Source organism: Rhizobacter sp. SG703 (assembly GCF_012275445.1).
GTDB lineage: Bacteria > Pseudomonadota > Gammaproteobacteria > Burkholderiales > Burkholderiaceae_C > Rhizobacter.
On sequence record NZ_JAAZQK010000006.1, the window covers coordinates 462008 to 485785 of the forward strand.

21 protein-coding genes and 1 pseudogene are annotated in these 23778 nt (G+C 71.0%); 13 read left to right on the top strand and 9 right to left on the bottom strand.

The window, feature by feature from the left end; genetic code table 11:
• The first annotated feature begins 58 nt into the window (after positions 1-58).
• Entirely contained in the window at positions 59-1552 is a 1494-nt protein-coding gene (locus FHT26_RS15445; protein WP_168560983.1) for an AMP nucleosidase, read from the top strand.
• A gap of 35 nt (positions 1553-1587) precedes the next feature.
• Here the strand turns inward: FHT26_RS15445 and FHT26_RS15450 are convergent, their stop codons facing one another.
• On the bottom strand, positions 1588-2541 hold the full coding sequence (locus FHT26_RS15450) for a LysR family transcriptional regulator (RefSeq protein WP_168560984.1): 954 nt from the start codon (positions 2539-2541) through the stop codon (positions 1588-1590).
• 99 nt (positions 2542-2640) lie between these two features.
• Here FHT26_RS15450 and FHT26_RS15455 point away from each other — a divergent pair, with 99 nt between their 5' ends.
• Positions 2641-3300, top strand: a complete 660-nt coding sequence (locus FHT26_RS15455; RefSeq protein WP_168560985.1) for an NADPH-dependent F420 reductase — start codon at positions 2641-2643, stop codon at positions 3298-3300.
• A gap of 6 nt (positions 3301-3306) precedes the next feature.
• Here FHT26_RS15455 and FHT26_RS15460 read toward each other — a convergent pair whose 3' ends face one another.
• Positions 3307-4728, bottom strand: coding sequence for an aldehyde dehydrogenase family protein (locus FHT26_RS15460; protein ID WP_168560986.1), 1422 nt, complete (start codon positions 4726-4728; stop codon positions 3307-3309).
• A gap of 102 nt (positions 4729-4830) precedes the next feature.
• Here FHT26_RS15460 and FHT26_RS15465 point away from each other — a divergent pair, with 102 nt between their 5' ends.
• Positions 4831-5760, top strand: coding sequence for a LysR family transcriptional regulator (locus FHT26_RS15465; protein ID WP_168560987.1), 930 nt, complete (start codon positions 4831-4833; stop codon positions 5758-5760).
• 102 nt (positions 5761-5862) lie between these two features.
• On the opposite strand, the gene FHT26_RS29545 is transcribed toward FHT26_RS15465, so the two are convergent.
• Complete coding sequence (locus FHT26_RS29545; RefSeq protein ID WP_210427408.1) at positions 5863-9687, bottom strand: M48 family metallopeptidase; 3825 nt, start codon at positions 9685-9687, stop codon at positions 5863-5865.
• A gap of 144 nt (positions 9688-9831) precedes the next feature.
• Positions 9832-10170 (bottom strand): cysteine rich repeat-containing protein, encoded by a 339-nt coding sequence (locus FHT26_RS15475; protein WP_168560988.1) that lies wholly within the window; start codon positions 10168-10170, stop codon positions 9832-9834.
• 132 nt (positions 10171-10302) lie between these two features.
• Here FHT26_RS15475 and FHT26_RS15480 point away from each other — a divergent pair, with 132 nt between their 5' ends.
• The 3 genes from FHT26_RS15480 to FHT26_RS15490 all read left to right on the top strand — a co-directional run bounded on the left by FHT26_RS15480 (position 10303) and on the right by FHT26_RS15490 (position 13378).
• Positions 10303-10992 (top strand): response regulator transcription factor, encoded by a 690-nt coding sequence (locus FHT26_RS15480; RefSeq protein WP_168560989.1) that lies wholly within the window; start codon positions 10303-10305, stop codon positions 10990-10992.
• Between the two features lie 20 nt (positions 10993-11012).
• Complete coding sequence (locus FHT26_RS15485; RefSeq protein WP_168560990.1) at positions 11013-12281, top strand: ATP-binding protein; 1269 nt, start codon at positions 11013-11015, stop codon at positions 12279-12281.
• Positions 12282-12376: 95 nt separating this feature from the next.
• Positions 12377-13378 carry a hypothetical protein gene (locus FHT26_RS15490; protein ID WP_168560991.1) on the top strand — a complete coding sequence of 334 codons (1002 nt, stop codon included), beginning with the start codon at positions 12377-12379 and terminating at the stop codon, positions 13376-13378.
• Here FHT26_RS15490 and nudK read toward each other — a convergent pair whose 3' ends face one another.
• Positions 13379-13975 carry a GDP-mannose pyrophosphatase NudK gene (gene nudK, locus FHT26_RS15495; RefSeq protein ID WP_490362792.1) on the bottom strand — a complete coding sequence of 199 codons (597 nt, stop codon included), beginning with the start codon at positions 13973-13975 and terminating at the stop codon, positions 13379-13381.
• Positions 13976-14043: 68 nt separating this feature from the next.
• Here nudK and FHT26_RS15500 point away from each other — a divergent pair, with 68 nt between their 5' ends.
• A complete protein-coding gene (locus FHT26_RS15500) occupies positions 14044-14799 on the top strand; it encodes a DeoR/GlpR family DNA-binding transcription regulator (RefSeq protein WP_168560992.1) in 756 nt (251 codons plus the stop codon).
• 11 nt (positions 14800-14810) lie between these two features.
• On the opposite strand, the gene FHT26_RS15505 is transcribed toward FHT26_RS15500, so the two are convergent.
• Positions 14811-15026: a hypothetical protein gene (locus FHT26_RS15505; protein ID WP_168560993.1), complete on the bottom strand. Its 216-nt coding sequence runs from the start codon at positions 15024-15026 to the stop codon at positions 14811-14813.
• 230 nt (positions 15027-15256) lie between these two features.
• Between FHT26_RS15505 and fusA the strand changes: the two genes are divergently transcribed.
• Positions 15257-17335 carry an elongation factor G gene (gene fusA, locus FHT26_RS15510; RefSeq protein ID WP_168560994.1) on the top strand — a complete coding sequence of 693 codons (2079 nt, stop codon included), beginning with the start codon at positions 15257-15259 and terminating at the stop codon, positions 17333-17335.
• An 88-nt stretch (positions 17336-17423) separates the two neighbouring features.
• Here fusA and purT read toward each other — a convergent pair whose 3' ends face one another.
• Positions 17424-18626: a formate-dependent phosphoribosylglycinamide formyltransferase gene (purT, locus tag FHT26_RS15515; protein WP_168560995.1), complete on the bottom strand. Its 1203-nt coding sequence runs from the start codon at positions 18624-18626 to the stop codon at positions 17424-17426.
• A 122-nt stretch (positions 18627-18748) separates the two neighbouring features.
• Here purT and FHT26_RS15520 point away from each other — a divergent pair, with 122 nt between their 5' ends.
• The 3 genes from FHT26_RS15520 (at position 18749) to FHT26_RS15530 (ending at position 20135) form a co-directional block, all read left to right on the top strand.
• Positions 18749-19315, top strand: coding sequence for a hypothetical protein (locus FHT26_RS15520; protein WP_349238157.1), 567 nt, complete (start codon positions 18749-18751; stop codon positions 19313-19315).
• A 340-nt stretch (positions 19316-19655) separates the two neighbouring features.
• Positions 19656-19826 carry a hypothetical protein gene (locus FHT26_RS15525; protein ID WP_168560996.1) on the top strand — a complete coding sequence of 57 codons (171 nt, stop codon included), beginning with the start codon at positions 19656-19658 and terminating at the stop codon, positions 19824-19826.
• Between the two features lie 42 nt (positions 19827-19868).
• The gene (locus tag FHT26_RS15530; RefSeq protein WP_047590824.1) at positions 19869-20135 is read left to right on the top strand and encodes a hypothetical protein; all 267 of its coding nucleotides are present in this window, start codon (positions 19869-19871) and stop codon (positions 20133-20135) included.
• A 301-nt stretch (positions 20136-20436) separates the two neighbouring features.
• On the opposite strand, the pseudogene FHT26_RS15535 reads toward FHT26_RS15530, so the two are convergent.
• Together FHT26_RS15535 and FHT26_RS15540 are read right to left on the bottom strand one after the other, a co-directional pair.
• Positions 20437-21072, bottom strand: a pseudogene (locus FHT26_RS15535) (TerC family protein); the annotation flags it as partial.
• A gap of 234 nt (positions 21073-21306) precedes the next feature.
• Positions 21307-22161 (bottom strand): aldo/keto reductase, encoded by an 855-nt coding sequence (locus tag FHT26_RS15540; protein WP_168560998.1) that lies wholly within the window; start codon positions 22159-22161, stop codon positions 21307-21309.
• 64 nt (positions 22162-22225) lie between these two features.
• Here FHT26_RS15540 and FHT26_RS15545 point away from each other — a divergent pair, with 64 nt between their 5' ends.
• A complete protein-coding gene (locus tag FHT26_RS15545; RefSeq protein WP_168560999.1) occupies positions 22226-22999 on the top strand; it encodes an ABC transporter ATP-binding protein in 774 nt (257 codons plus the stop codon).
• A complete protein-coding gene (locus FHT26_RS15550) occupies positions 22996-23769 on the top strand; it encodes an ABC transporter permease (protein WP_246867893.1) in 774 nt (257 codons plus the stop codon). Before FHT26_RS15545 ends, FHT26_RS15550 begins: the two co-directional genes overlap by 4 nt.
• The last annotated feature ends 9 nt before the right edge of the window (positions 23770-23778 follow it).

Consider the following 23778-nt stretch of genomic DNA (forward strand, 5'->3'; position numbering starts at 1 on the left):
GGCGGCGCGGGACATGGCGGCGCGCGAGAATAGTCACGAACGGCTCCAGGAACCCTCCATGTCCCTTGCTCCCACGCTGCCGGCCGGCCCGGTCCCCACCCAGCGCTTCAACGACCCGGTTGCCGCGCTCGCGCAGGTGAGGGCCATCTACGAGCGGAGCCTGGCGCAGCTGCGCGGCGCGTTGCACAGCTTCGTCGCGGGCACCGCGCCGACCGAGCATGTGCGGGCCTGCTACCCGTTCGTGCGCGTGCACACCGATACCGTCGCGCGCGCCGACTCGCGGCTGAGCTACGGCTTCGTCGCCGGCCCCGGCACCTACGAGACCACGCTGACGCGGCCCGACCTGTTCAACGGCTACTACCTCGAGCAGTTCCGGCTGCTGCTGAAGAACCACAACGTCGCGCTCGAGGTCGGCGTCAGCAGCCAGCCGATCCCGGTGCACTTCTCGCTGGCCGAGCACGACCACCTCGAAGGCAGCCTGGGCCCCGAGCGGCGGCTGCTGATGCGCGACATGTTCGACCTGCCCGACCTGGCCGCGATGGACGACGCGATCGCCAACGGCACCTACGAGACGCGGCCCGGCGAGTCGCACCCGCTGTCGCTGTTCACCGCGCCGCGCGTCGACTACTCGCTGCACCGGCTGCGCCACTACACCGGCACCGCGCCGGAGCATTTCCAGAACTTCGTGCTGTTCACGAACTACCAGTTCTACATCGACGAGTTCGTGCGCCTGGGCCACGAGGCGATGGCCGATCCGGCGAGCCAGTACCTGGCGTTCGTCGAGCCGGGCAACGTGATCACGCGGCGCACCGGCACCGCGCACCGCCCGGGCGACGAGCTGGGCTCGATCCCGCCGCGGCTGCCGCAGATGCCGGCGTACCACCTGGTGCGCGAGGACGGCGCCGGCATCACGATGGTCAACATCGGCGTCGGCCCGGCCAACGCGAAGACCATCACCGACCACATCGCGGTGCTGCGCCCGCATGCGTGGATCATGCTGGGCCACTGCGCCGGGCTGCGCAACACGCAGGCGCTGGGCGACTACGTGCTGGCCCATGGCTATGTGCGCGAGGACCACGTGCTCGACGAAGACCTGCCGCTGTGGGTGCCGATCCCGCCGCTGGCCGAGATCCAGGTGGCGCTGCAGACCGCGGTGGCCGACATCACGCAGCTGACCGGCTACGAGCTGAAGCGCATCCTGCGCACCGGCACGGTGGCCTCCACCGACAACCGCAACTGGGAGCTGCTGCCGCAGCGCACGCCGGAACGCCGCTTCAGCCAGAGCCGCGCGGTGGCGCTCGACATGGAGAGCGCGACGATCGCGGCCAACGGCTTCCGCTTCCGCGTGCCCTACGGCACGCTGCTGTGCGTCAGCGACAAGCCGCTGCACGGCGAGATCAAGCTGCCGGGGATGGCGAACCACTTCTACCGCGAACGCGTCGACCAGCACCTGCGCATCGGCATGCGGGCGGTGGAGCTGCTGCGGGCGCAGACGGTGGATCAGCTGCACAGCCGCAAGCTGCGCAGTTTTGCGGAGGTGGCGTTCCAGTAGACGCGCGAAAGTGGGGCCAACCTCGGATGTACTCGCTATGAGGCAGCGTAGGGCCTGACGGCCTCGCGCGTGACGTGCAGCGCCTCGCTCGACGCGAGCTGCGCCACCAGGTGATCGACCGTCGCCCGCACGCGCGGCGCGACCAGCGCGCGGTGCGGGTAGTGCAGCGCCAGTTCGCGATCGCCCGCGACATGCTCGTCGACCAGCAGCGCCTTCAGTTCGCCCGACTTCAGCAGCGGCCAGGCCTGCGGCAGCCCGACCTGCACGATGCCCAGGCCGATGCGCGCGGTCTCCACCGCGGCGCCGGTCGAGATCGTCATCACGCAGCGCTCCGGCCAGATGTCGACGGTCGAGCCATCGGGCTCGCGGAAGGTCCACGGCGACACCTCGCCGCTCAGGAACCGCACCATCGCGACGTCGTGCGACGGCAGGTCGGCGCGGCGTCGCGGCACGCCGTGGCTCGCGAGGTAGGCCGGTGTCGCGACCAGCAGCATCTCGAGCCGCCCGACCGGCCGCGACACCAGGCTCGAATCGGTGGCGTTGCCGCCGCGCAGCGCGAGGTCGTAGCCCTGCGCGATCAGGTCGACCCGCCGGTCGTCGAAATCCAGCTCCACCGTCAGCCCCGGATGGCGCGCCCGCAGCCCCGGCATCAGCGGCAGCAGGAAGTGCTGGCCATAGTTGCTCGGGCACGAGATGCGCACCCGGCCGCTCGGTTCGGCCCGCTGCGCGGCGACCGCGTCGACCGCCGCATCCAGCGCATCGATCGCGACGCGCGCCCGCGCCAGGAAGGCCTCGCCCTCGGTCGTGAGCCGCTGCACCCGCGTCGTGCGGTTCAGCAGCCGCACGCCGAGCGAGGCTTCCAGCGATGCGACGTTCTTGCTGACCGCCGCGCCCGAAATGCCCAGCGCCTTGGCGGCCGCGGCAAAGCTGCCACGGTCGGCGGTCTGCACGAAAGACAAGATGGCCGGCACCCGCTGCGCAGCGTCCATTCTCAACCTCGGGTTATGAGTTCATGAACCAGCAACGATCTTACGTTGAGGATGTCGGCTTCGCACAATGCCCACATCGACATCTTTCTGGAGCCCACCATGAGTTCTTCCACCTTCGCCATCCTTGGCAACGGCACCGTCGGCACGACCCTCGCGAAGGGCTTCATCGCCCGCGGCGACCGGGTGGTGTTCGGCAGCCGCGACACCGGCGGCGACAAGACCCGCGCCGCGCTGGCTGCCGCACCCGGCAGCACCGCGGCTGGCCTGCTCGATGCCGCGCGGCAGGCCGACAGCGCCGTCATCGCGCTGCCGTGGGCCGCGCTGAAGACCGCGTTGACGCCGGCACTGGCCGACGCGCTGGCCGGCAAGACGGTGATCGACGCCGTCAACCCGGTCGACTTCAGCTCGGGCCAGCCGGCACTCGCGCTCGGCTTCACCGACTCGGCCGGCGAAACCGTGCAGCGGTTGCTGCCGCATTCGAAGGTCGTGAAGGCCTTCAACATCATCACCGCGGCCCACATGGTGCAGCCGGCGCTGGCCGACGGCGCGCCGGACATGTTCATCGCCGGCAACGACGCCGGCGCCAAGGCCGAGGTCGCGGCCATCCTGCGCAGCTTCGGCTGGCGCAGCGCGATCGACCTGGGCGGCATCGAGCAGGCTCGCCTGCTGGAGTCGCTCGCGATGATCTGGATCCGCTACGGCTTCGCCAACAACCACTGGACCCACGGCTTCAGCCTGCTGAACCGCAAGCCCGCCTGATGACGCTCACGCGGCGCCGAGCACGCTCTTCGCCTCGAGGAAGGCCTCGAGTCCGAACTCGCCGAACTCGCGGCCCAGGCCCGATTGCTTGAAGCCGCCGAACGGCGCCAGCGGCTCGTGGTGCAGGCCATTGATCTGCACCCGGCCGGCCTGCAGCCGCGCCGCGACCGCCCGAGCGCGGGCCGGGTTCGTCGACGACACATACGCCTGCAGCCCGTAGACCGTGTCGTTGGCGATCGCGATCGCGTCCTCCTCGTCGCGGTAGCCGATGAGGGACAGCACCGGGCCGAAGATCTCGTCGCGCGCGATCGTCATGTCGTTGCGCACGTCGGCGAACACCGTCGGGCGGATGAACCAGCCGCGCGACAACCCGTCGGGCCGGCCTTCGCCGCCGACCACCAGCCGCGCGCCTTCGGCGATGCCGAGGCCGATGTAGCGCTGCACGCGATCGAACTGCCGCCGGCTCACCATCGGCCCGATCGCGGTCGACGGATCGGCCGGGTCGCCGACCCGCAGCTGCGCCACCGCGTCGCCGATGCGCTGCGCGTACGCCGCCATGCGTGCCTGCGGCACCAGGATGCGCGTGCCGGCGATGCAGGCCTGGCCGCTGTTGATGAAGCCGGCCGCCACCGCGAGCTTCACCGCGTCGCCGATGTCGGCGTCGTCCAGCACCACGGTCGGCGACTTGCCGCCGAGCTCCAGCGTCACGCGCTTCATCGTCTCGACGCCGGCGCGCAGGATGCCCTTGCCGACCGCGGTCGAGCCGGTGAACGAGATCTTCGCGATGTCGGGGTGCGTGGCGAGCTCCGCCCCGACCACGTCGCCGCGGCCGTTGACGATGTTGAACACGCCCGGCGGCAGGCCGGCCGCGTGCAGCGCCTCGGCGACGACCTGGGTCTGGATCGCGCTCATCTCGCTGGGCTTGATCACCGCGGTGCAGCCGGCGGCGATCGCGGTCGCGAGCTTGGTGCAGATGAAGCCGGCGTTCGCGTTCCACGGCGTGATCAGCCCGACCACGCCGACCGCTTCCATCACGACCTCGGCGCGGCCGATGCGCCGCTCGAGCGGGTAGTCCTCCAGCGTCTGCGCGGCCAGCAGGAAGGCGTCGGCGGCGTACTGAGCGCCCCACTGCGCGCGCGAGACCGGCCCGCCGTATTCGAGGATGGTCGCGTCGCGGATGTCGTCGACCCGCGCCAGCACCGCCTGGTGCAGGCGGCGCAGCATCGCGACGCGTTCGGCCTTCGGGCTGCCCGACAGGCCGGGCAGCGCCCGCTTCGCGGCGGCAATCGCCCGCCGCACGTCGTCGGCGTCGCCCAGCGTGACCTGGCCGATGCGTTCCTCGGTGGCGGGGTTGAAGAGGTCGAAGCGCTCGTGGCCGTGCGGGGCCACGAACGCGCCGTCGATGTAGAGCCGGGTGATGTCGTGCATGTCGGTTTCCTGCGGTGGTGAAGCGATGCAGCGAATCTAGGTGCCGGCCATTGATTTGATAAGCTGCACGAAGCCTCACGACTCATTTCGGAAATCAGGACAATGCACCGATCGGGCCTGGTCGAGCTGGAAGCGGTGCTGGCGGTGGCGCGGCATGGCAGCTTCCGCGCAGCGGCGGTCGACCTGGGCATGTCGACCTCGGCGCTGAGCAACGCGGTGGCCGGGCTGGAGGCGCGGCTCGGCGTGCGGCTGTTCAATCGCACGACGCGCAGCGTGGCGCTGTCCGAGGCGGGCGAGCAGTTCGTCGCGCGCATCGCGCCGGCGCTCGGCGACATCCGCGGCGCGATGGAAGCGGTGAACCTGCTGCGCGACACGCCGGCCGGCACGCTGCGGCTGAACACCTCGGTCGGTGCGGCGCGCATCGTGTTCGAGCCGATCGTGCTGGCGTTCCTGAAGCGCTATCCGCAGATGCAGGTCGACCTGGTGACCGACGGGCGGCTGATCGACATCGTGGCCGAGGGCTACGACGCCGGCATCCGGCTGGCCGAGGCGGTGCCGCGCGACATGATCGCGGTGCCGATGAGCGGCGAGATGCGCACCGCGGTGGTCGCGTCGCCGGCCTACGTGGCGGCGCACGGCACGCCGGCCACGCCGGGCGACCTGATGCAGCACCGCTGCATCCGCTGGCGCCTGGCGAGCGGCGCGCGCTACCGCTGGGAGTTCGAGCGGCACGGCGAAGCGATGACGCTGGACGTGCCCGGCCCGATCACGCTCGACGAGCCGTCGCTGATGCGCGACGCGGTGCTGGCCGGGGTCGGCATCGGCTACCTGTCGGAGCTGCATGTCGGCGCGGACCTGAAGCAGGGCCGGCTGGTTCGCCTGCTCGACGCGTGGACGCCGCCGTACGCCGGGATCTGCCTGTACTACCCGACGCGCCGGCACGTGCCGGCGGGCTTGCGGGCGTTCATCGAGTTGATTCGCGAAAAGTCCCACCAATCCGTTCGCCCTGAGCCTGTCGAAGGGTCGCCCTGAGCCTGTCGAAGGGTCGCCCTGAGCCTGTCGAAGCGCTGTTCGCAGGCTTCGACAGGTTCAGCCCGAACGGCAGAGTTTTCGCAGTCCGCGGGCAAATCCAGCCTACAGAAAATACGGCCGCTCGTCGGCGAACAACAGCGTGCGCGCCGCATCGCGCCAAGCCGACGGCGCCTCGCGGCCCATCAACACGACGCCGGCCGCATACGCCTGCATCCGCCATTGGAACGACACCTCGGCAAGCACGCGGTCGGCCACGCCGACATCGCGCGTCTTCTGCAATTGCTCGAAGAACACCCGCATCAGCGCCGCATCGGTCGGCGAACGGCGTGCGACGACCGCGACGAAGGGCTCGACGTCCTGCCCGCCGCGCACTGCGACGGCTGCCGCCAGCCAGGCGGTCGAGTCGTCGACACCTCGGTCCGCCGGCAACGCGATCGCGCGCGACACCAGCTGCGCGTCCGCGCCATCGGATGCCGCCACCAGCCGCAGCAGGCGCGCCTGGCGGTGTGCCGTGCCGGTGGCCGCGGCCCTGGCCGCGGCGTCGAAGCGGCCGCGCGCCAGCTCGGCGTACTCGGTCGGCAGCGGCTCGTCGGCCGTCGACGTGCCGCTCTCCATCGCCAGCCGCAGGCGCAGCATCGGCGACGCATGCGTCAGCTCGGCCATGTGTTTGGCGTCGTCCTGTTTCAGGAAGCGCCGCAGCCGTGCTTCGTCGATCGCGATGTGCTCGGCCAGCGGCGGCAACCGGGTGCGCGCTTCACCGAGCCCGATCAGGCCGGCGTCCAGCCGACCGAAGTCGAGCTCCGAATACGCCGCGGCGTAGCCGAACCACGCATGCGCCGGCCAGCGCGCATGCCCGTCGATGAAGGCCTGCCACTTCTGCGGGTTCTCGGTGTCGCAGCGCACCGCGGCATAGCGCAGGTTCGGGTTGTCCGGTGCGGCGCGACTGGCCGCCACATGGCGCGCGCAGACCTCGGCGTGCGCGGTGTCGCGCGTGCCGTCCTGTTCGGCCCGCAGCGCCGCCACGTCGTCGGGCGTCGTCTTCAGCCGCTCGCGCAGCAGCCCGAGCAACTGTGCATCGTCGCCGACCATGCCGAGCCATGCCATCGCTGGTGCGCTGCCGGCCGCATCCCAGCGCAGGTGCGTGGCGACCAGCTGGCGGCGTTGCGCGTCGTTCGCCAGCGCATTCAGCTGCCGTTCGGGCGACAGGTCGCCCAGGCCCTGCAGCACGGTGCGCGTACCGCCGCCGCCCTTCGTGCTGATCGTCTTCGGCGGTTCCTCGAACACATGCTCCGCACCGGTCGACGACCAGCGCGGCGTGCCGAGCAGGCGCTCCGGAATGCTCTGCGTGCGGCCATACACCGCGGTCCACTCGACCAGCGGCGCGGCCGCCGCGACGTTGTAGACGTAGGTGCCGAAGCTGCCCTTCGCATCGGCGTCGAACGACTCGATCAGCGCGCCCCGGGCGGCGCGCGATTCGACCTTCACGATCTGGCCGGCCGGCAGCGTCAGCCGGCCGAGCGCGTTCGGGCCGACGGCCAGCTTGTGCCCGGCCACCGACACCTCGACCGGCGTGCCCAGCGCGTTGTAGACGACGATCTGCGCATCGCCGACCGAGCCGCCCAGGCCCAGCACCGCGGCAATGATGCCGACAGCCACGCCGAGCCGCGCCAGCGCCGGCAGCGCGCCGTCGGCCGTCTGGAAGCGCGCGAGCCAGCCGAGGCGGGTCTGCCGTTCGCGCTCGCTGCCGGCCGGCAGCGTGTCGTAATCCGCCGGCGCGCGTGACGCTTCAGGAGCCGCCACCGACAGCTCGGCCACCGGCTCGCCGCGGGCATGCCGCGCGATCGCCGCTTCGGTGCGCAGCAGCTGGTCGAGCGCCTGCGAGCGCAGCCGGCCGCAGGCGCCGGCCAGCTGGTCGACCCAGCCGTCGACCACGCCGAGCCAGTCGCCCAGGTTGTCCTTGCTGGTCGGCGGCAGCTTGAATTCGCCGAGCAGTTCGCTCCAGCTCGCGACACCGAGCTTGTCGCGCAGCGTGCTGTCGAGCAGCACCGCACCGCGCTGGTCCGACACCCGCTGCAAGGCCGACTGCAACTGGTTCGCGACGACGACCAGCCGCGCGACGCCGGCCTTGCCGACGCGCCGCGTCGCGCTCTCGACCTGCCAGGCGTTCGACAGCAGGCCTTGCGCATCGCGCAGGTTGGCCTCGCTGTGATCGGCGTAGTGCAGCAGCGCGAGCAGGCCGTCGAGGTAGGCGTCCCAGCCGCCGCCGAGCTGCGCCGCCGCGGCGCGATGCGTGCTGCGGCAGGCCTTGTCGTGCGCCAGCAGGCGCTGCTCGACCTGGCGGTGCTCGCGCTCGACGCGCTTCAGCAGGCCGGGCAGCTCGCCGTGCTTCAGCGTGCGGTCGCGGTGGCGGATCACGCCGCCGGGGGCCTTCAGCGCGCCGGACGCCAGCGCGCGCAGCTGGGCCACCTCGCGCTCCAGTTCGCGCAGCCGCGCCACGTCGTCGAGCAGCGATTCGGGGTAGAGCGCGGCGAGCGCCTCGCGCGTGCCGTCGCGCTGCGCCGGGTCGACCAGCTCGGCGGCGCGCTTCGCGCTGCGCGTCACCGAGCGGCCGAGGTACACGCCGCGGTAGCGGCCCTGCAGGCTTTCGCGGGCGAACTGCTCGTCGAGCGCCTGCAGCGAATCGTCGATCGCGATCGGCGCGAGTTTCGTGTCGCCGATCAGCTGCGCGGTGACGCGCTCGCGCAGGCCCGGCGCGTCGTCGAACAGCGCCCACGCGCTGCGGTCGTCGAACGGCGCAGCCACGTAATGGCGCTTCGCATTGGCCTCGCGCTCGTGGTTCAGCGGGTGCGTCAGCCACATGCGCGGCGGCTGCGCGACCTCGGCCTTGAACAGGCGGTGCTGCTGCGGTTTCTCGGCCGGCAGCGCCGGCACGCGGTGGTACTGCGGGTCGTTCAGCACCTGGCCCATGCGCTGCATCACGCGCGACTGGATCGCGAAGGCATCGCGGGCGATGCGCTCCTTGGCGTGCTCGCCGCCGATGAAACCGAGCGTGCGGTCCCACGAATCGTCGGCCGCCTGCAGCTTGTGCAGCGCATGGATCAGCGCATCGCTGCCGGTCAGCGACACCGCCACCAGGTCGGCCTGCATCTCCATCTCGCGCGACAGCGCGCGCTGCACCAGCAGCACCGCCGAGAACGCGCTGTCGACCAGCGAGCGGATCGCCCAGACGATCACGCCGAGCACCCAGCCGACCCACGCGATGCGGATGTCGAAGCGCGACAGGCCGTTCAGGAACGCGTCGAGCTTGTCGCGCCGCGCGACCAGGTGGCCGGCGATCTGCTGCGCGACGTAGACCCAGCGGCCGACCGCCATCGACTTCTGCGCGAAGTGGCCGAACTCGTGCGCCAGCACCGCGCGCATCTCGCCCAGCGTCAGCGCGTTGACGAGGCCGAGGCCGATCTCCAGGTTCTTGCGCGACGGCATCACGAGGTTCAGCACCGACAGGTCGTAGAACACCGCGGCATTGACGCGCGCCGACAGGAACACCTTGTGCGGCCGCGGCGCGCCGGCCCGGTCGGCCAGCTTGTGCAGGAATTCGAACAGGCGCGGCTGCTCGGCCGCGGTGATCTCGAGCGTGTTGTCCTGCGAGCCCTGCTTGACGAAGAAGACGGCCTTCAGCATGAAGACCGCGAGGAAGGCGGCGCAGCCGCCGATCACCCAGCCCCAGACGGCGCCGCCGGACGAATGCTCGGCGCCGAGCGTGAGGCGCCAGGCGGTGAACAGGAACCAGCCGGCGAGGCCGAGGTACAGCAGCATGAAGGCCGCGAGCGCGGCGACGGCCGCCCAGGCATGGCGCCTGTACGCGGCGCTGGGCCGGGCCAGCTTGGCGACCAGCGTCGACGGCTGCGCCTTGATCGGTGAACTCATTCCCTCGGTCCTTCCTCGTCCCAGTGCGGCTGCCCTCACGGGCGCTGGCGCGGATGGTAGGGGAAGGGGTCGCGCGGACGAAGGCAGTTTCACTCGAAAGGGGCATTTCAGCACGCGCTGAAACCGGCCCCTGCAGTGAAATCGTCAGCGGTTCGCCAGCGTCGCCCGGCAGGCCTCGCTGAACTCGCTGGCATGCGCCTTCACGCAGTCGCGCACCGCGCTGCCCTTCGCGTCGCCGCAGATCTTCCGGACCTCGGGGCCACAGGCCGATGCGGTGTCGAGCGCCGACTTGCAGGCCGGCGCCAGCTCGGCCTCGTGCGATTTCAGGCAGTCGACGATGCGTCCGCCGCCGGGCGGCGTCGACTTGCAGAACTTCGCGTGGTCGGCCTTGCAGGCCTGCGCCATCGGGTTGGCATCGCGCGCGGCGGCCGTGCCGGCCAGCGCGAGCAGCGACAAGCACATCAGGATCGACTTCATCGTCATGGCGGACTCCGGCAAGGGGATGGCGGCATTGGAACGCCGAAGCGCGCTGCCGCCGCGCCCCGCGGATGACGAATTGCGACAGCGCTGAAATGTTCGCGTCGCACCGGCGGGCGCCCCGTAGACTGCCGCCCCATGAAGCCGCTGGTCCTGATGGTCGACGACGATGCCGAGCTCTCCGGCATGGTGTGCGAGCTGCTCGAGCGCGAGGGCTGGGCGGTGCACGCGGTGCTGACCGCCGGCGACGGCGAGCGCGCGCTGTCGCAATGGCGGCCCGACGCGGTGCTGCTCGACGTGATGCTGCCGGATGCCAACGGCTTCGAGCTCTGCCGCCGCTGGCGCGCGGCCCACCCCGGGCTCGGCATCGTGATGCTGACGGCGCGCGGCGACCCGATGGACCGCGTGCTCGGGCTGGAGATCGGCGCCGACGACTACCTGCCGAAGCCGTTCGAGCCGCGCGAGCTGGTGGCGCGGGTGCGCGCGCTGCTGCGCCGCCAGGCGCCCGGCCGGGCCGACGCGCCGCAGCTGCGCTTCGACGGCCTGACGATCGACCTGCTGAAGCGCGAGGTGCTGGTCGGCAGCGCCGCGGTCTCGCTGACCAGCGTCGAGTACAAGCTGCTGACCGCCCTCGCGCGCACGCCGGGCCAGCCGTTGACGCGCGAGCAGCTCAGCGACGCGGTGCAGAACGGCAGCTACAAGCCGCTGGACCGCACGGTGGACGTGCAGGTCGCGCGGCTGCGGCGCAAGCTGGCCGAGGCCGCGCCGGGCGCCGAATGGATCGACACCGTGCGCGGCGAGGGCTACGTCTTCGTGCCGCGCGGCTGACCCGAACCAGGCCCGTCGCCATGCGCCGCTTCGACAGCCTGTTCGCGCGCCTGCTGCTCGCCCAGCTGGGGCTGGTGGCCGCGCTCGCGCTCGTCTTCGGGCTGCTGTTCTACATCGAGCGCAACGTGACGGTGGCCACGCTGTATGCCGAGCGCTGGGCGTCGCCGCTGGCCGCGGCGGCAGGACTGGCGCCGCCGGTGCCTGACAGCCTCGCGGTGCAGCAGCGCGACGAGGCTCCGCCGGACACGCGGCGCACCGCGCGCAGCGCACCGCGCTTCGTCGCGCTGCGGCAGGCGCTGCTGGCACGCGGCGTGCCGGTCGACGAGGTGCGGCTGGGCCCCGGCCGCGGCGAACCGATGGTGTGGCTGCACGTGGTGCCTGCGGACCGGCCGGCCAGGTGGCTGGGCGTGGCCGGCCAGGTGGTGGTGCCGGCCGGGTCTGCGCGTACGCTGCTCGCGCTGCTGATCACGAGCGCGCTGGTCGTCGGCGTCAGCTGGCGCTTCACGCGGCGCCTCACGCGTCCGCTGGAGCAGTTGCGCGAGCGCATGCAGTCGCACCGGCCGGGGCAGCCGGTCTCGTCCACGCAGCGGATGGCCGCGTCCCCCGAGATCGCCGCGATCGACGCCGCCTACGGCGACCTGCTGGCACGGCTGCAGCAGCACGAGCGCGAACGGGCCGTGCTGCTGGCGGGCGTCTCGCACGACCTGCGCAGCCCGCTCGGCCGCATCCGCCTGGCCGTCGAGCTGCTGCCCGACACCGACGAGACGCGGGCCCGCCGTGCCGGCATCGTGCGCAACGTGCGGGACGCCGACCGGCTGATCGAGAGCTTCCTCGACCACGTGCGCGCCGGCGAACTGGCCTGCGACGAGACGGTGGATCTCGCCGCCGTCGCGCGGCAGGTGGTGGCCGGCTTCGAACGCCCGGCCGCCGAACTCGCGATCGACGCACCGGCCACGCTGCCGCGGGCGCATGCCAACCGGCTGCTGGTCGAGCGGCTGCTCGCCAACCTGGTCGACAACGCGTTGAAGCACGGCCGCGCGCCGGTGCGGGTGGGCGTCGGCGGCTCGCCCGCGCAGGCCTGGATCACGGTCGACGACGCCGGCGACGGCATCCCCGCCGGCGACGCGGCGCGGCTGACCGATGCGTTCGCGCGCGGCGACGGCAGCCGCGCGCGGCCCGGCGCCGGCCTCGGGCTGGCGATCGTTCGGCAGGTCGCGACGCGGCTGGGCGGCGAGCTGTCGTTCGAGCGCGTGGACGGCCTGCACCGCGTGCGCGTCACGCTCGGCTGATGTTTCAATGCCGTCGCAATTTGTCGCGCCGCGAGGTCGCCCTCTCGCCGCGCAGCGCGTTCAATGAAGACCAACCACTGACCCAGGAGCCCACCATGAGCCGACCGATCCGCACCCCCCGCGCCCCGCTCACGCTGCTGAGCGCGGCCCTGCTGGCTGCCTTGTCCACGCTGGCCGCCTGCGGCGGCGGCGGCAGCGATGCCGCCGACGAGGTGCTCGACGCCGACACCGCCACCAGCTACGGCGCGAATGCCGCGCTGCTCTCCGGCGACGCGGCGACCGCACTCGACACCAGCGTGCTGGCCGCGCAATCGGTGGTGGCCACGCAGGCCACGGTGGCCGCCGCGCATGAGGCGGCGCAACGCGTCTCCGCCTCGGCGGTGACGAACCTGACGGTCGACTGCGCCGGCGGCGGTACCGCGCTGCTCACGATCGCCGGCGGCAGCGCCGGCAGCGTGCTGAACGGCCAGCTCGACACCGGCGAGGTCTACACGCTGGCCTTCATGGACTGCCGCGGCGCGGCGGGCGCGGCGGTCGTCAACGGCGCGCTGGAGTTGACGGTGCTCGAAGCCACCGCAGGCACGCTGTCGGTCACGACCGAAGCGACCGGGCTGTCGGTCGCGCTGCCGCGCGGCAGCGCCTCGCTGAACGGCATCACCACGCGCAGCGTGTCGTCGACCACCGACGGCAACGGCACGACGCAACTCACCAGCCACTTCACATCGCCCAGCCTCGCGCTGACGACGCATTACAACGGCCGCACCGGCAACTTCACGCTGAGCGCGGCCGACATCACGCGCCAGGCCACCCTGGTGAATGGCGTGCTGCAAGCCAGTTCGATCAATGGCACGCACACCCTGTCGGCGACGCTGCCGAGCGGCTCGTCGAGCTACACCGTCGCCACGCAGGGCAGCGCCACCTATGACGCCGCGGGGCTGCCGACCGGCGGCGCGTGGACGATCACGCTGCCGCGCGTCGCGGTCGGCCTGTCGATCGCGGATGCGCTCGCGACGATCACCGTCGACCAGGGCAAGGACGGCACGATCGACCGCCGCGTGACGGTGCCGGTGTCGCGGCTGGCCTCCGACGCCGGCTGATCAGTCGACCAGCCGGTTCAGCTTCGCGTACTGCAGCAGCATGATGGTCTTGCCATCGCGGATGCGCCCCGATGCGACCCAGGCCAGCGCCTCGTCGAGCGTCGGTTCGAGCACCTCGATGTCCTCGCCCTCGTGTTGCTCGCCGCCGCCGGCGGACACCTTGTCGCGCGCCTCGTACGCGCCGACGAAGAAGTGCAGCCGCTCGGTCACCGAGCCGGGGCTCATGTAGGCCTCGAAGACCTGCCGCACCTCGGCGATGCGGTAGCCGGTTTCCTCTTCGGTCTCGCGGCGGATGCAGGTGGCCGGGTCGTCGCGGTCGAGCAGGCCGGCGCAGGCTTCGATCAGCATGCCGTCGGGCGTACCGTTGACATACGCCGGGAAGCGGAACTGGCGCGTCAGCACCACGGTGCGCCGCTCGCGGTTGTACAGCAGGATCGTCGCGCCGTTTCCGCGGTCGTAGGTCTCGCGGCTCTGGCGCTGCCAGCTGCCGTCGCTGCGCAGGAAGTCGAAGCTCGTCTTCCTGAGCACGTACCAGTCGTCGCTCAGCACTTTCACGTCGACGATGCGCACGCGGTCGTTCACGGCGTTCTCCGGGATCGGGATGGAAACGCGATGATTCGTGCAGACTCGTGCACTGTCAAGCACTTTCGTGCAAACTCGCAGACATGCTGACCGAACAACGCAAGCAACTGATCCTGGGCCGCCTGCGGCAGGATGGTCAGGTCGTCGCCGCGACGCTGAGCGAGGAATTGGGACTGTCGGAGGACACCATCCGGCGCGACCTGCGCGCGCTCGCGGCCGAAGGCCTGCTGCAGCGGGTGCACGGCGGCGCGCTGCCGGCGTCGGCCGCGGTGGCCGATTTCTCGGCGCGGCGCGCGGTCGAGCCGCAGGCCAAGGCGAGCATTGCGCGCGCGGCGGCCGCGATGGTGCAGCCGGGGCAGATCGTCTTCATCGATGGCGGCACCACCTGCCAGCAGATTGCGCGGCAGCTGGCCCCGACGCTGCGCGCGACGGTCGTCACGCACAGCCCGACCATCGCGCTCGAACTGGTCGAGCACCCGCGGGTCGAGGTCGTGCTGATCGGCGGGCGGCTGTTCAAGCATTCGGTCGTGGCCGTGGGCGCCGGCGCGCTGGAGGCGATCGGCCGCATCCGGGCCGACCTGTACTTCATGGGCGTCACCGGCGTGTCGACCGGCGCCGGCCTGTCGACCGGTGACCTGGAGGAATCGCACATCAAGCGCGCGCTGATGACGCAGGCGGCCGAGACCTGGGTGCCGGCGTCGGCCGAGAAGCTGCAGAGCGCTTCGGCGTACACGATCGCGCCGTGCAGCGCCGCGACCGGGCTGATCGTCGACGGCGACACGCCGAAGAAGGCGCTCAGCGGCTTCGAGAAGCTGGGGCTGGCCGTCCTTCGGGCTTGAGCGAAACGGGGCTACTTCTGCTTCCTGTAGGCTCGGTCCGCCGGCGGGCCGCGGTCGGTGTCGACAAGGCCACGCGAGACGTCGCGGTGCGCCTGCTCGATGCGCGGACGCGGCTGGTCGTCGCGCTGGCTCGATTCGTCGCGCTCATGCGGCAGCTGCGGTTCGGAATCCTGGTCGCGCCGCACGGTGGTGTCGCTCTTCTGGCCGGGGGTCGGCTGGGTGGTCATGGCAGATCCTTCGGGCAATCGACGCTTGCCTGTCGGGACACTGTGACCCGCATTGCAGGGGCAGGCTGTCGGCCACGGCTGCGCGGTGCTGTAGGACACGGCCCGGGCACGCCGTCCAGCTACACGCCCTGAAACAGCCGCGGGTGCTCCCGCTTGCCGCAGGCGGGGCGATCCACTAACCTCGACCGGCCCCTCACCGCTCAGCGCCTGCGGCGCGAAAGGAGAGCGCCATGCCAAGCCCATCGAACCCGGCGGCTGCTGCGAACCCAGCGAACGCCGGCATTGCGGCCATCCGGACGCTGGCGCTGGTCGGCCAGACGGCCTCCGGCAAGACCAGCCTGACCGAGGCGCTGCTGTGCAAGGCCGGCGCGATCGGCGCCCCCGGCAGCCTCGACCGCGGCACCACGGTCAGCGATTTCGACCCGCTGGAGCGCCGCGTGCAGCACTCGCTGAATTCGACGGTGATGCATTTCCGGCATGGCGGTTCGCAGATCCACCTGATCGACACGCCCGGGATGCCCGATTGCGTCGGCCAGTCGATGACGGCGCTGGAGGCGGTCGAGACCGCGGCCATCGTGATCAACGCGCAGTCGGGCATCGAGATGATGGCCTCGCGCATGATGGACTGGGCGGCGCACCGCGGCCTGTGCCGCATGATCATCGTCAACAAGATCGATGCGCTGGGGCTGGACCTGCCGGGCCTGGTCGCGCGGATCCAGGCCACCTTCGGCAAGGAGTGCCTGCCGCTGAATCTGCCCGCGGCCCAGGGCACCCAGGTGGTCGACTGCTTCTTCAATCCGTCCGGCGAGGCGGATTTTTCATCTGTGGAGACCGCACACCGCGCGCTGGTCGAGCAGGTCGTCGAGGTCGACCCCGGCTTCGTCGACCGCTACCTGAACGACGGCGACGTCGACCCGCGCGAGCTGCATGCGCCGCTCGAGCAGGCGCTGCGCGAAGGCCACCTGATCCCGATCTGCTTCGTGTCGGCGCGCAACGGTGCCGGCGTGGCCGAGCTGCTCGACGTGATCGACCTGCTGCTGCCGAACCCGACCGAAGGCAACCCGCCGCAGTTCCTGAAGGGCGAAGGCGCCGACGCGAAGGAATTGCATGCGCAGCCGGATGCGTCGCTGCACGTGATCGCGCATGTGTTCAAGGTCACCGTCGACCCGTATGTCGGCAAGATGGGGATCTTCCGCATCCACCAGGGCACGGTCACGCGCGACAGCCAGCTCTACATCGGCGACGGCCGCAAGCCGTTCAAGGTGGGGCACCTGTTCATGCTGCAGGGCAAGGACCACGTCGAGGTGCCGCGCGGCATCCCCGGCGACCTGTGCGCGGTCGCGAAGGTCGACGAGATGCACTTCGACGCGGTGCTGCACGACGCGGCCGAAGACGACCACCTGCACCTGAAGCCGCTGGAGTTCCCGGTGCCGGTGCACGGCCTCGCGATCGAGCCGAAGCGGCGCGGCGACGAACAGCGCATGTGGGAGATCCTGCAGAAGCTGGTCGACGAGGACCCGTGCCTGAAGGTCGAGCATGCGGCCAGCACCAACGAGACGGTGGTCTACGGCCTGGGCGAGCTGCACCTGCGCACGCTGCTGGAGCGCATGAGCGAGACCTACAAGTGCGAGGTGTCGACGCGGCCGCCGCGCATCGCGTACCGCGAGACGGTGACGCTGCCGGCCGAGGGCCACCACCGGCACAAGAAGCAGAGCGGCGGTGCCGGCCAGTTCGGCGAGGTGTTCCTGCGCATCGAGCCGCTCGCGCGCGGCGCGGGCTTCGAGTTCGTCGACCAGGTGAAGGGCGGCACCATCCCCGGCCAGTTCCTGCCGGCGGTCGAGAAGGGGGTGCGTCAGGTGCTCGACAGCGGCGTGATCGCCGGCTACCCGGTGAAGGACGTGCGCGTGATCGTCTACGACGGCAAGCACCATTCGGTCGATTCGAAGGAGGTGGCCTTCGTGACGGCCGGCCGCAAGGCCTTCATCGACGCGGTGCTGAAGGCCCAGCCGATCGTGCTGGAACCGGTGGTGAAGGTGGAAATCACCGCGCCCGATTTCTCGATGGGCGACATCACTGGCGACCTGTCGGCCAAGCGCGGCCAGGTCAACGGCACACGCACCGAGCAGGCCGGCAGCATCACGGTGCACGGGCTGGTGCCGCTGTCGGAGCTGAACGGCTACCAGGCGCGGCTGAACGGCATGACCGGCGGGCAGGGGCGCTACACGCTGGAGCTGAGCCACTACGAGGCGGTGCCGCCGTCGGCGCAGACGGTGCTGATGGGTCAGTACAAGGCCCGCGACGAGGATTGACGGAGCCCCCCAGTCGCTAATCGCTCCTGCCCCCAAGGGGCGCCACCCGGCGGCCCGGCAAAGCCGGTTCCGCGGGCGTTGCTTGATCTCAAGCGATTCGCGGCTTCACTTTGCTTGCGGCCAGCTTCGCTTGCGTGCGGGCCACCTCGACGTCCTGGTCGTGCACCAGCGCGACGCCCATGCGGCGCTTCTTGAAGCTTTCCGGCTTGCCGAACAGGCGGATCTCGCTGTTGGGCACGCGCATCGCATCGGCGACGCCGTCGAACACGATGCCCTTCGCTTCGACGCCGCCGTAGATCACCGCGCTCGCGCCCGGGCTCTTCAGCGAGGTGTCGACCGGCAGCCCGAGGATCGCGCGCGCATGCAGCTCGAACTCGTTCTGCCACTGCGTGATCATCGTCACCATGCCGGTGTCGTGCGGGCGCGGGCTGACCTCGCTGAACCACACCATGTCGCCCTTCACGAACAGCTCGACGCCGAACAGCCCCTGGCCGCCGAGGTTGTCGGTGACGGCCTTCGCAATCTCGCGCGAACGCGCCAGCGCGGCCGGCGTCATGCGGTGCGGCTGCCAGCTCTCGACATAGTCGCCGGCCACCTGCACATGGCCGATCGGGTCGCAGAAGTGCGTCTCGACCTGGCCGCCGGCGCCGAGCGCGCGCACGGTGAGCTGGGTGATCTCGTAATCGAAATCGATGAAGCCCTCGACGATCACGCGGCCATGGCTGACACGGCCGCCGGCCATCGCGTAGTCCCACGCGGTCTTCACGTCGGCGGGGCCGTCGATCTTGCTCTGGCCCTTGCCGGAGCTGCTCATCACCGGCTTGACGATGCAGGGGTAGCCGATCTTGCCGTCGATCGCCGCCTGCAGCTCGGCCAGCGAATCGCAGAACACATACGGGCTGGTCGGCAGCGCGAGCGTCTCGGCGGCCAGGCGGCGGATGCCCTCGCGGTCCATCGTCAGGCGCGCGGCGCGGGCGGTCGGTATCACGCGCACGGTGCCGGCGGCTTCGAGCTCCTCGAGCATCGGCGTCGCGATCGCCTCGATCTCGGGCACCACCAGCATCGGGCGCTCGGCCTCGATCAATGCCTTCAGCTGCGCCGGGTCGCTCATCGTGATGGTGCGAGCATGGTGCGCGACCTGCTGGCCCGGCGCATTCTCGTAGCGGTCGACCGCGATCGTCTCGACGCCCAGGCGTTGCAGCGCGATCAGCACCTCCTTGCCCAGTTCGCCGCTGCCGAGCAGCATCACCTTGGTGGCTTGGGGGGAGAGGGGGGTTCCGAGGGTCGTCATGGTGCTGCGCGGCCGTGAAAGGGTTGTGGGCGGAAAGAGCGTGATTTTGCCGACGCCCCTGCCCGCATCTGCTGATGCACGAAGATTTATCATGCAGCACCATGCAATCCGGCTCCCGTGACGTGGCCCAGATCCGCCTTGACAACGCGCTGGCCCTCTTCGATGAATTCGTCCACCACACCATCAAGCATCCGGATGCCGCCACGCTGAGGGGCCTCGAGCGGCGCTTCGCCGAGCGCCTGCAGATCCAGCCGAGCTACTGGAGCCAGATCAAGAGCCGCTCGCGGCAGATCGGCGAGCGGCTCGCGCGCCAGTTCGAGGTGCTGTGCCACAAACCGAACGGGTGGATGGACCAGCCGCACGATGCGACCAGCCTTGCCGCGGCCAGCTCACAGCCCGCCCCGGCGCTCGCCGACGACGCGCTGCGCAACGTGCCGCAAGACGACGACGAGCGCTTCATCGTCGGGCTGGTGCTGACCTACTACCGCCGCCATCCGCAACGGGCCCGCACGCGGCTGCTCGACCTGCTGGGCGAGGTGCTGGTGCCGCCGGCCGAGGCAGCCCATGCGCCAACCCCGGCCGCACCGCCGCCGCGCTCGGCCCCAGCGGCACCCCGCCCGGCCCCGCCGGCCGAAGACCTGTGGGCGCGCACGCAGGCCGGCATCGCGCCGCTCAAGAAAAAGCGTTGATTCGGCCCCACACCTTTGAACAAGGGGGTTGAAATTGATAATCGATTGTTTATCATATGCGCAAGCCGTGATGAACACCTTGATCACGGCGACGCCCCGCCCCTCAACCCCGGAGTCCCCACGTTGATCGCCTTCGCACTGAACCCCGCCCTTGCCCGCCGCGCCGTCGCGCCGTCGGTGCCGGCGTTTCAGTGTCTCGGTGGCCGTCGGGCCCCGCCCGGTCCGCTTGCCGGCTGAGCTTCGCGACGCACGCGCGCTCATCCCGACGGCCCGGTCGCTTCACGCACCGGGCCGTCGTGCTTTCCGGCCCTGCCGTCCTCGTCCGCACAGGAGATGTCTCATGACCAAGATCACTGTCACCGCCCGCAAGCCCCGCAATCCGCTGGTGGCGCCCGCCCATTTCCGCCGTGCCGGCAGCCACCAGCCCGGTGGCACGTCGCGACAGGACATGCGCCGCGCGCTACGCCGCGAACTCGACCAGCTCAGCCCCAGGCTGCGCCACAGCCCATGAATCCACCGCAGCGCCGATGCGCTGCCGCCGAAGGACCTCATCATGACCAGCTCGAAGCCCCAGACGTGGCGCGCCCTGACGCCGCGCCATCCCGGCTCCTCCCTCGCGCGCCGCACCGCAGCGGCCGCCCTGAAGTCCGCGAGCGCCGTGCTCGCTGAACTGGCCCAGCGCCTGGCAGTGCCGCCGGCGCCGCCCGCACCGCCGCTGCCGCCGGTGCTCGAGTTCTACGCGCAGTCCGGCGCGCCCGAAGGCGCGCTGTACCTCGACGGCGAACTCGTCGGATGGGTGCCAGGCGTCACGCGCCTGTGATCCACCGCTGAAGCGTGAAAGCGAAACGGGGGCCTCGCGGCCCCCGTTTTCATGGGTGCACCGGCAGCGGCTTCGGATGCCGCTTCTCCCACAGCTTGTGCACCAGCACCGCGACCGGCACCCAGCCCAGCCACATCACCAGGTCGATGCCCTCGTGCCACCACTGCCAGGTGTCGACCGGCTGGTCTTCCCAGCCCATCGCCTCTTCGATCAGGTCGAACACGCCGAGCCAGGTCACCATCACCGCCAGCAGCAGGCCGGTTTCGCGCTGGCGATCGTTCCAGTGGCGCCACAGCGCCGGCAGCGTGACGCCGCCGACGCACAGCAGGTACAGCGCCAGGTGCGCGAGGTGCCGGTGCTCGAACCACGACTTGATCAGCGGCTCGCTGCTGATCATCTTCGCGGCGGTCCAGCCGAGCACGCCGGCGCCCAGGACGATGATGATCGGGAAGCGGTCGACCAGCTTCAGGATCAGCTGGCTGCCCCAGACCACGATCGGGATGCTGATCAGCAGGCCCAGCACCACCAGCAGCATGCTGCCGTGGGCCGCGCCGCCGATCGCCAGCACGTTGTCGACGCCCATCACCGCATCGGCGATCACGATGGTCTGGATCGCGCCGCGCACGGTGGACTGCGGCTTGATGTTGTGGCCTTCGCCATCGTTGTCCTGCGTCAGGTTCCACGCGATCCAGACCAGCGCGAGGCCACCGGCCAGCAGGAAGCCGGGGATTTTCAGCAGCCACACGACGACCAGCGTCAGCAGCGCGCGGATGACGATGGCGCCGGCGGTGCCCCACAGGATCACGCGGCGCTGCATCTGGGGCGGCACGTTGCGAGCGGCCAGGCCGATCACGATCGCGTTGTCGCCGGCCAGCACGAGGTCGAGCAGCACGATGGCCATCAAGGCCGAGAAGAAGTCAGCTGAGAAGAGTTCCATGGTCCTTCACCTTGCAGGAGTGCACGCCGTGCGGATGCACGGCGGGTGAAGGTCTTGCCCACAGCGCCGGTCCCTCGGGTCCGTGCACTGCTCAAGTGCCGGGGCACCGCGGGAGCGGCGCCCGTGCTGACGGCGGCTTGATCGGGGGCTACTCCCCTTGCGGAAGACAGTGTCGCCGCAGCCGGCCCGCCGCGTCAATCGGGGCGGTACCGCAGGGCGTGCCGGATACCGACCTCACACCATCGCGAGCGAGGTCTTGCGCTGCGGCGGTGGGAACAGCCGGTCGAGCGCGGCGAGCTCGGCCGCGCCGAGCTTCAGGGTGGCGGCGGCCAGGTTCTCGCGCAGATGGGCCTCGCGCACCGCCTTCGGAATCGCGATCACGCCGGGCTGGTGCAGCACCCACGCGAGCGCAAGCTGGGTCGGCGTCACGCCGATGGATTCGGCGAGCGACAGCAAGCCCGGGTGCGCGGCCAGTTCGCCTTGCGCAAGCGGGCTGTAGGCCATCAGCGGGACCTTCCGGTCGCGCTGGCGCGGCAGCAGGTCGAATTCGACGCCACGCTCGGCCAGCGAGTAATACACCTGGTTGGTGGCGCAGGCCGTGCCGCCATCCAACCCCCACAGCTCGGCCATGTCGTCTGCGTCGAAGTTGCTGACACCCCACTCGCGGATGCGCCCTCGGGCCCGCAGGCGCTCGAAAGCCTCGACCGTGTCGTGCAGCGGGTGCGAGCCGGGCCAGTGCAGCAGGTAGAGGTCGACGTGGTCGAGCATCAGCCGCTGCAGGCTGCGCTCGCAGGCGGCCGCGGTGCCGGTGCGGCTTGCATTGTGCGGATAGACCTTGCTGACGATGAACAACTCGTCGCGCCGCACCGCGCCGGCACGCAGCGCCTCGGCGACGGCCTGACCGAGCACCTCTTCGGCGCCGCCCTCGCCGTACATCTCGGCGGTGTCGAAGAGCCGGTAGCCAAGGTCGATCGCCAGGCGGATCGCTGCCACCTCGGCCCGCCGCGATGCGGCCGATTCGCCCATGCGCCAGGTGCCCAGGCCCAGGGTCGGCACAGAGGTTCCTGAAGGCAGGGCGAGGTGATTCATCGGCAGCTCCGCAGCAGACCCTGGAGCCTAACGCGAACGGGTTCTGCGGCACACTGCCAACCCTATGTCAGATGCCTCCGATGCCCTGATCTCGCTGCAGCAGGTCGACAAGCGATTCGCCAACGGCGTGCAGGCCCTGCAGTCGGTGTCGCTGGCCGTGCAGCCGGGCGAATTCGTCTCGCTGCTCGGCCCGTCCGGTTGCGGCAAGAGCACGGTGCTGCGGCTGGTCGCCGGGCTCGATCGCGCGAGTGCCGGCAAGGTGCTGGCGCCGGCGCTGCGGGCCGATGCGGCGAGCGACACCGCCTTCGTGTTCCAGGAACCGACGCTGATGCCGTGGGCCAGCGTGTTCGACAACGCCTGGCTGCCGCTGCGGCTGGCCGGCGTCTCGCGGCGCAATGCCGCCGCGCGCGTGATGCCGCTGCTGCAGCGCATGGGGCTCGAGGCCTTCGCGAACGCCTTCCCCGGCGAGCTGTCCGGCGGCATGAAGATGCGCGCATCGATCGCCCGCGCGCTGGTCACGCAGCCGCGCCTGCTGCTGATGGACGAGCCGTTCGCCGCGCTCGACGAGATCACCCGCCAGCGGCTGAACGCCGACCTGCTCGACGCCTGGCAGGCGCGCCCGATGGCGGTGCTGTTCGTCACGCACAGCGTGCTGGAGGCGGTGGCGCTGAGCCAACGCGTGCTGGTGATGGGCGCCCGGCCCGGCCGCATCGTCGCCGAGTTCCAGGTCCGCCGGCCGGCACGGCACGATGCCGGGTTCCGCGACAGCGACGACTACGTCGCGCAATGCCGCGCCGTCTCGCGCTCGCTGGAGGCCGCGCACGCGGCAACCGCATGAAGCCGGCCTGGCGCCGCCGCATCGCCCCGGCCGTCGTCCTGCTCGCATTGCTGGCCGCGTGGGAGGCACTGGTGCGCCTGGCCCACATCCCGCACTACACGCTGCCGGCGCCCAGCCTGGTGCTGCAGACGCTGGCCGGCAACTTCGGGTCGCTGGCCGGCAGCTGGTGGTTCACCGTGAAGATCACCTTCGGCGCGCTGCTGCTGGCCTGCGCCGGCGGCGTGCTGGTCGCCGCGGTGTTCGCGCTGTGGCGGCCGGTCGAGGAGGCGTTCTTTCCGGTCGCGGTGGTGCTGCAGGTGACCCCGATCGTCGCGGTCGCGCCGCTGATCCTGATCTACGTCGAAAGCACGACCGCCGCGCTGCTGCTGTGCGCCTGGATCGTCGCGTTCTTCCCGATCCTGTCGAACACCGTGGTCGGGCTGCGCGCGGCCGACCTGAACCTGCGCGAGCTGTTCCGGCTGTACCGCGCGACGCCGTGGCAGCGGCTGCGCCTGCTGCTGGTGCCGTCGGCATTGCCGTATTTCGTCGCCGGCCTGAAGATCTCCGGCGGCCTGAGCCTGATCGGCGCGGTGACGGCCGAGATGGTGGCCGGTGCCGCCGGCCGCGAGACCGGTCTCGCCTCGCGCATCCTGGAGGCGAGCTTCCGCACCGAGACGCCGAAGATGTTCGCCGCGCTGAGCCTGCTGGTGCTGACCGGCGTGCTGATCTTCGCCGGCTTCAATGCCGTGTCGCGCCTGCTGCTGGGCCGCTGGCACGCCACCGAGAATTGATCCATCCAA

What these genes read in the sequence shown, in the direction of transcription:
- FHT26_RS15445 (WP_168560983.1), top strand. Translation starts at nt 59, where the DNA reads ATGTCCCTTGCTCCCACGCTGCCGGCCGGCCCGGTCCCCACCCAGCGC.
- FHT26_RS15450 (WP_168560984.1), bottom strand. Translation starts at nt 2,541, where the DNA reads ATGGACGCTGCGCAGCGGGTGCCGGCCATCTTGTCTTTCGTGCAGACC.
- FHT26_RS15455 (WP_168560985.1), top strand. Translation starts at nt 2,641, where the DNA reads ATGAGTTCTTCCACCTTCGCCATCCTTGGCAACGGCACCGTCGGCACG.
- FHT26_RS15460 (WP_168560986.1), bottom strand. Translation starts at nt 4,728, where the DNA reads ATGCACGACATCACCCGGCTCTACATCGACGGCGCGTTCGTGGCCCCG.
- FHT26_RS15465 (WP_168560987.1), top strand. Translation starts at nt 4,831, where the DNA reads ATGCACCGATCGGGCCTGGTCGAGCTGGAAGCGGTGCTGGCGGTGGCG.
- FHT26_RS29545 (WP_210427408.1), bottom strand. Translation starts at nt 9,687, where the DNA reads ATGAGTTCACCGATCAAGGCGCAGCCGTCGACGCTGGTCGCCAAGCTG.
- FHT26_RS15475 (WP_168560988.1), bottom strand. Translation starts at nt 10,170, where the DNA reads ATGACGATGAAGTCGATCCTGATGTGCTTGTCGCTGCTCGCGCTGGCC.
- FHT26_RS15480 (WP_168560989.1), top strand. Translation starts at nt 10,303, where the DNA reads ATGAAGCCGCTGGTCCTGATGGTCGACGACGATGCCGAGCTCTCCGGC.
- FHT26_RS15485 (WP_168560990.1), top strand. Translation starts at nt 11,013, where the DNA reads ATGCGCCGCTTCGACAGCCTGTTCGCGCGCCTGCTGCTCGCCCAGCTG.
- FHT26_RS15490 (WP_168560991.1), top strand. Translation starts at nt 12,377, where the DNA reads ATGAGCCGACCGATCCGCACCCCCCGCGCCCCGCTCACGCTGCTGAGC.
- FHT26_RS15500 (WP_168560992.1), top strand. Translation starts at nt 14,044, where the DNA reads ATGCTGACCGAACAACGCAAGCAACTGATCCTGGGCCGCCTGCGGCAG.
- FHT26_RS15505 (WP_168560993.1), bottom strand. Translation starts at nt 15,026, where the DNA reads ATGACCACCCAGCCGACCCCCGGCCAGAAGAGCGACACCACCGTGCGG.
- fusA (WP_168560994.1), top strand. Translation starts at nt 15,257, where the DNA reads ATGCCAAGCCCATCGAACCCGGCGGCTGCTGCGAACCCAGCGAACGCC.
- purT (WP_168560995.1), bottom strand. Translation starts at nt 18,626, where the DNA reads ATGACGACCCTCGGAACCCCCCTCTCCCCCCAAGCCACCAAGGTGATG.
- FHT26_RS15525 (WP_168560996.1), top strand. Translation starts at nt 19,656, where the DNA reads ATGACCAAGATCACTGTCACCGCCCGCAAGCCCCGCAATCCGCTGGTG.
- FHT26_RS15530 (WP_047590824.1), top strand. Translation starts at nt 19,869, where the DNA reads ATGACCAGCTCGAAGCCCCAGACGTGGCGCGCCCTGACGCCGCGCCAT.
- FHT26_RS15540 (WP_168560998.1), bottom strand. Translation starts at nt 22,161, where the DNA reads ATGAATCACCTCGCCCTGCCTTCAGGAACCTCTGTGCCGACCCTGGGC.
- FHT26_RS15545 (WP_168560999.1), top strand. Translation starts at nt 22,226, where the DNA reads ATGTCAGATGCCTCCGATGCCCTGATCTCGCTGCAGCAGGTCGACAAG.
- FHT26_RS15550 (WP_246867893.1), top strand. Translation starts at nt 22,996, where the DNA reads ATGAAGCCGGCCTGGCGCCGCCGCATCGCCCCGGCCGTCGTCCTGCTC.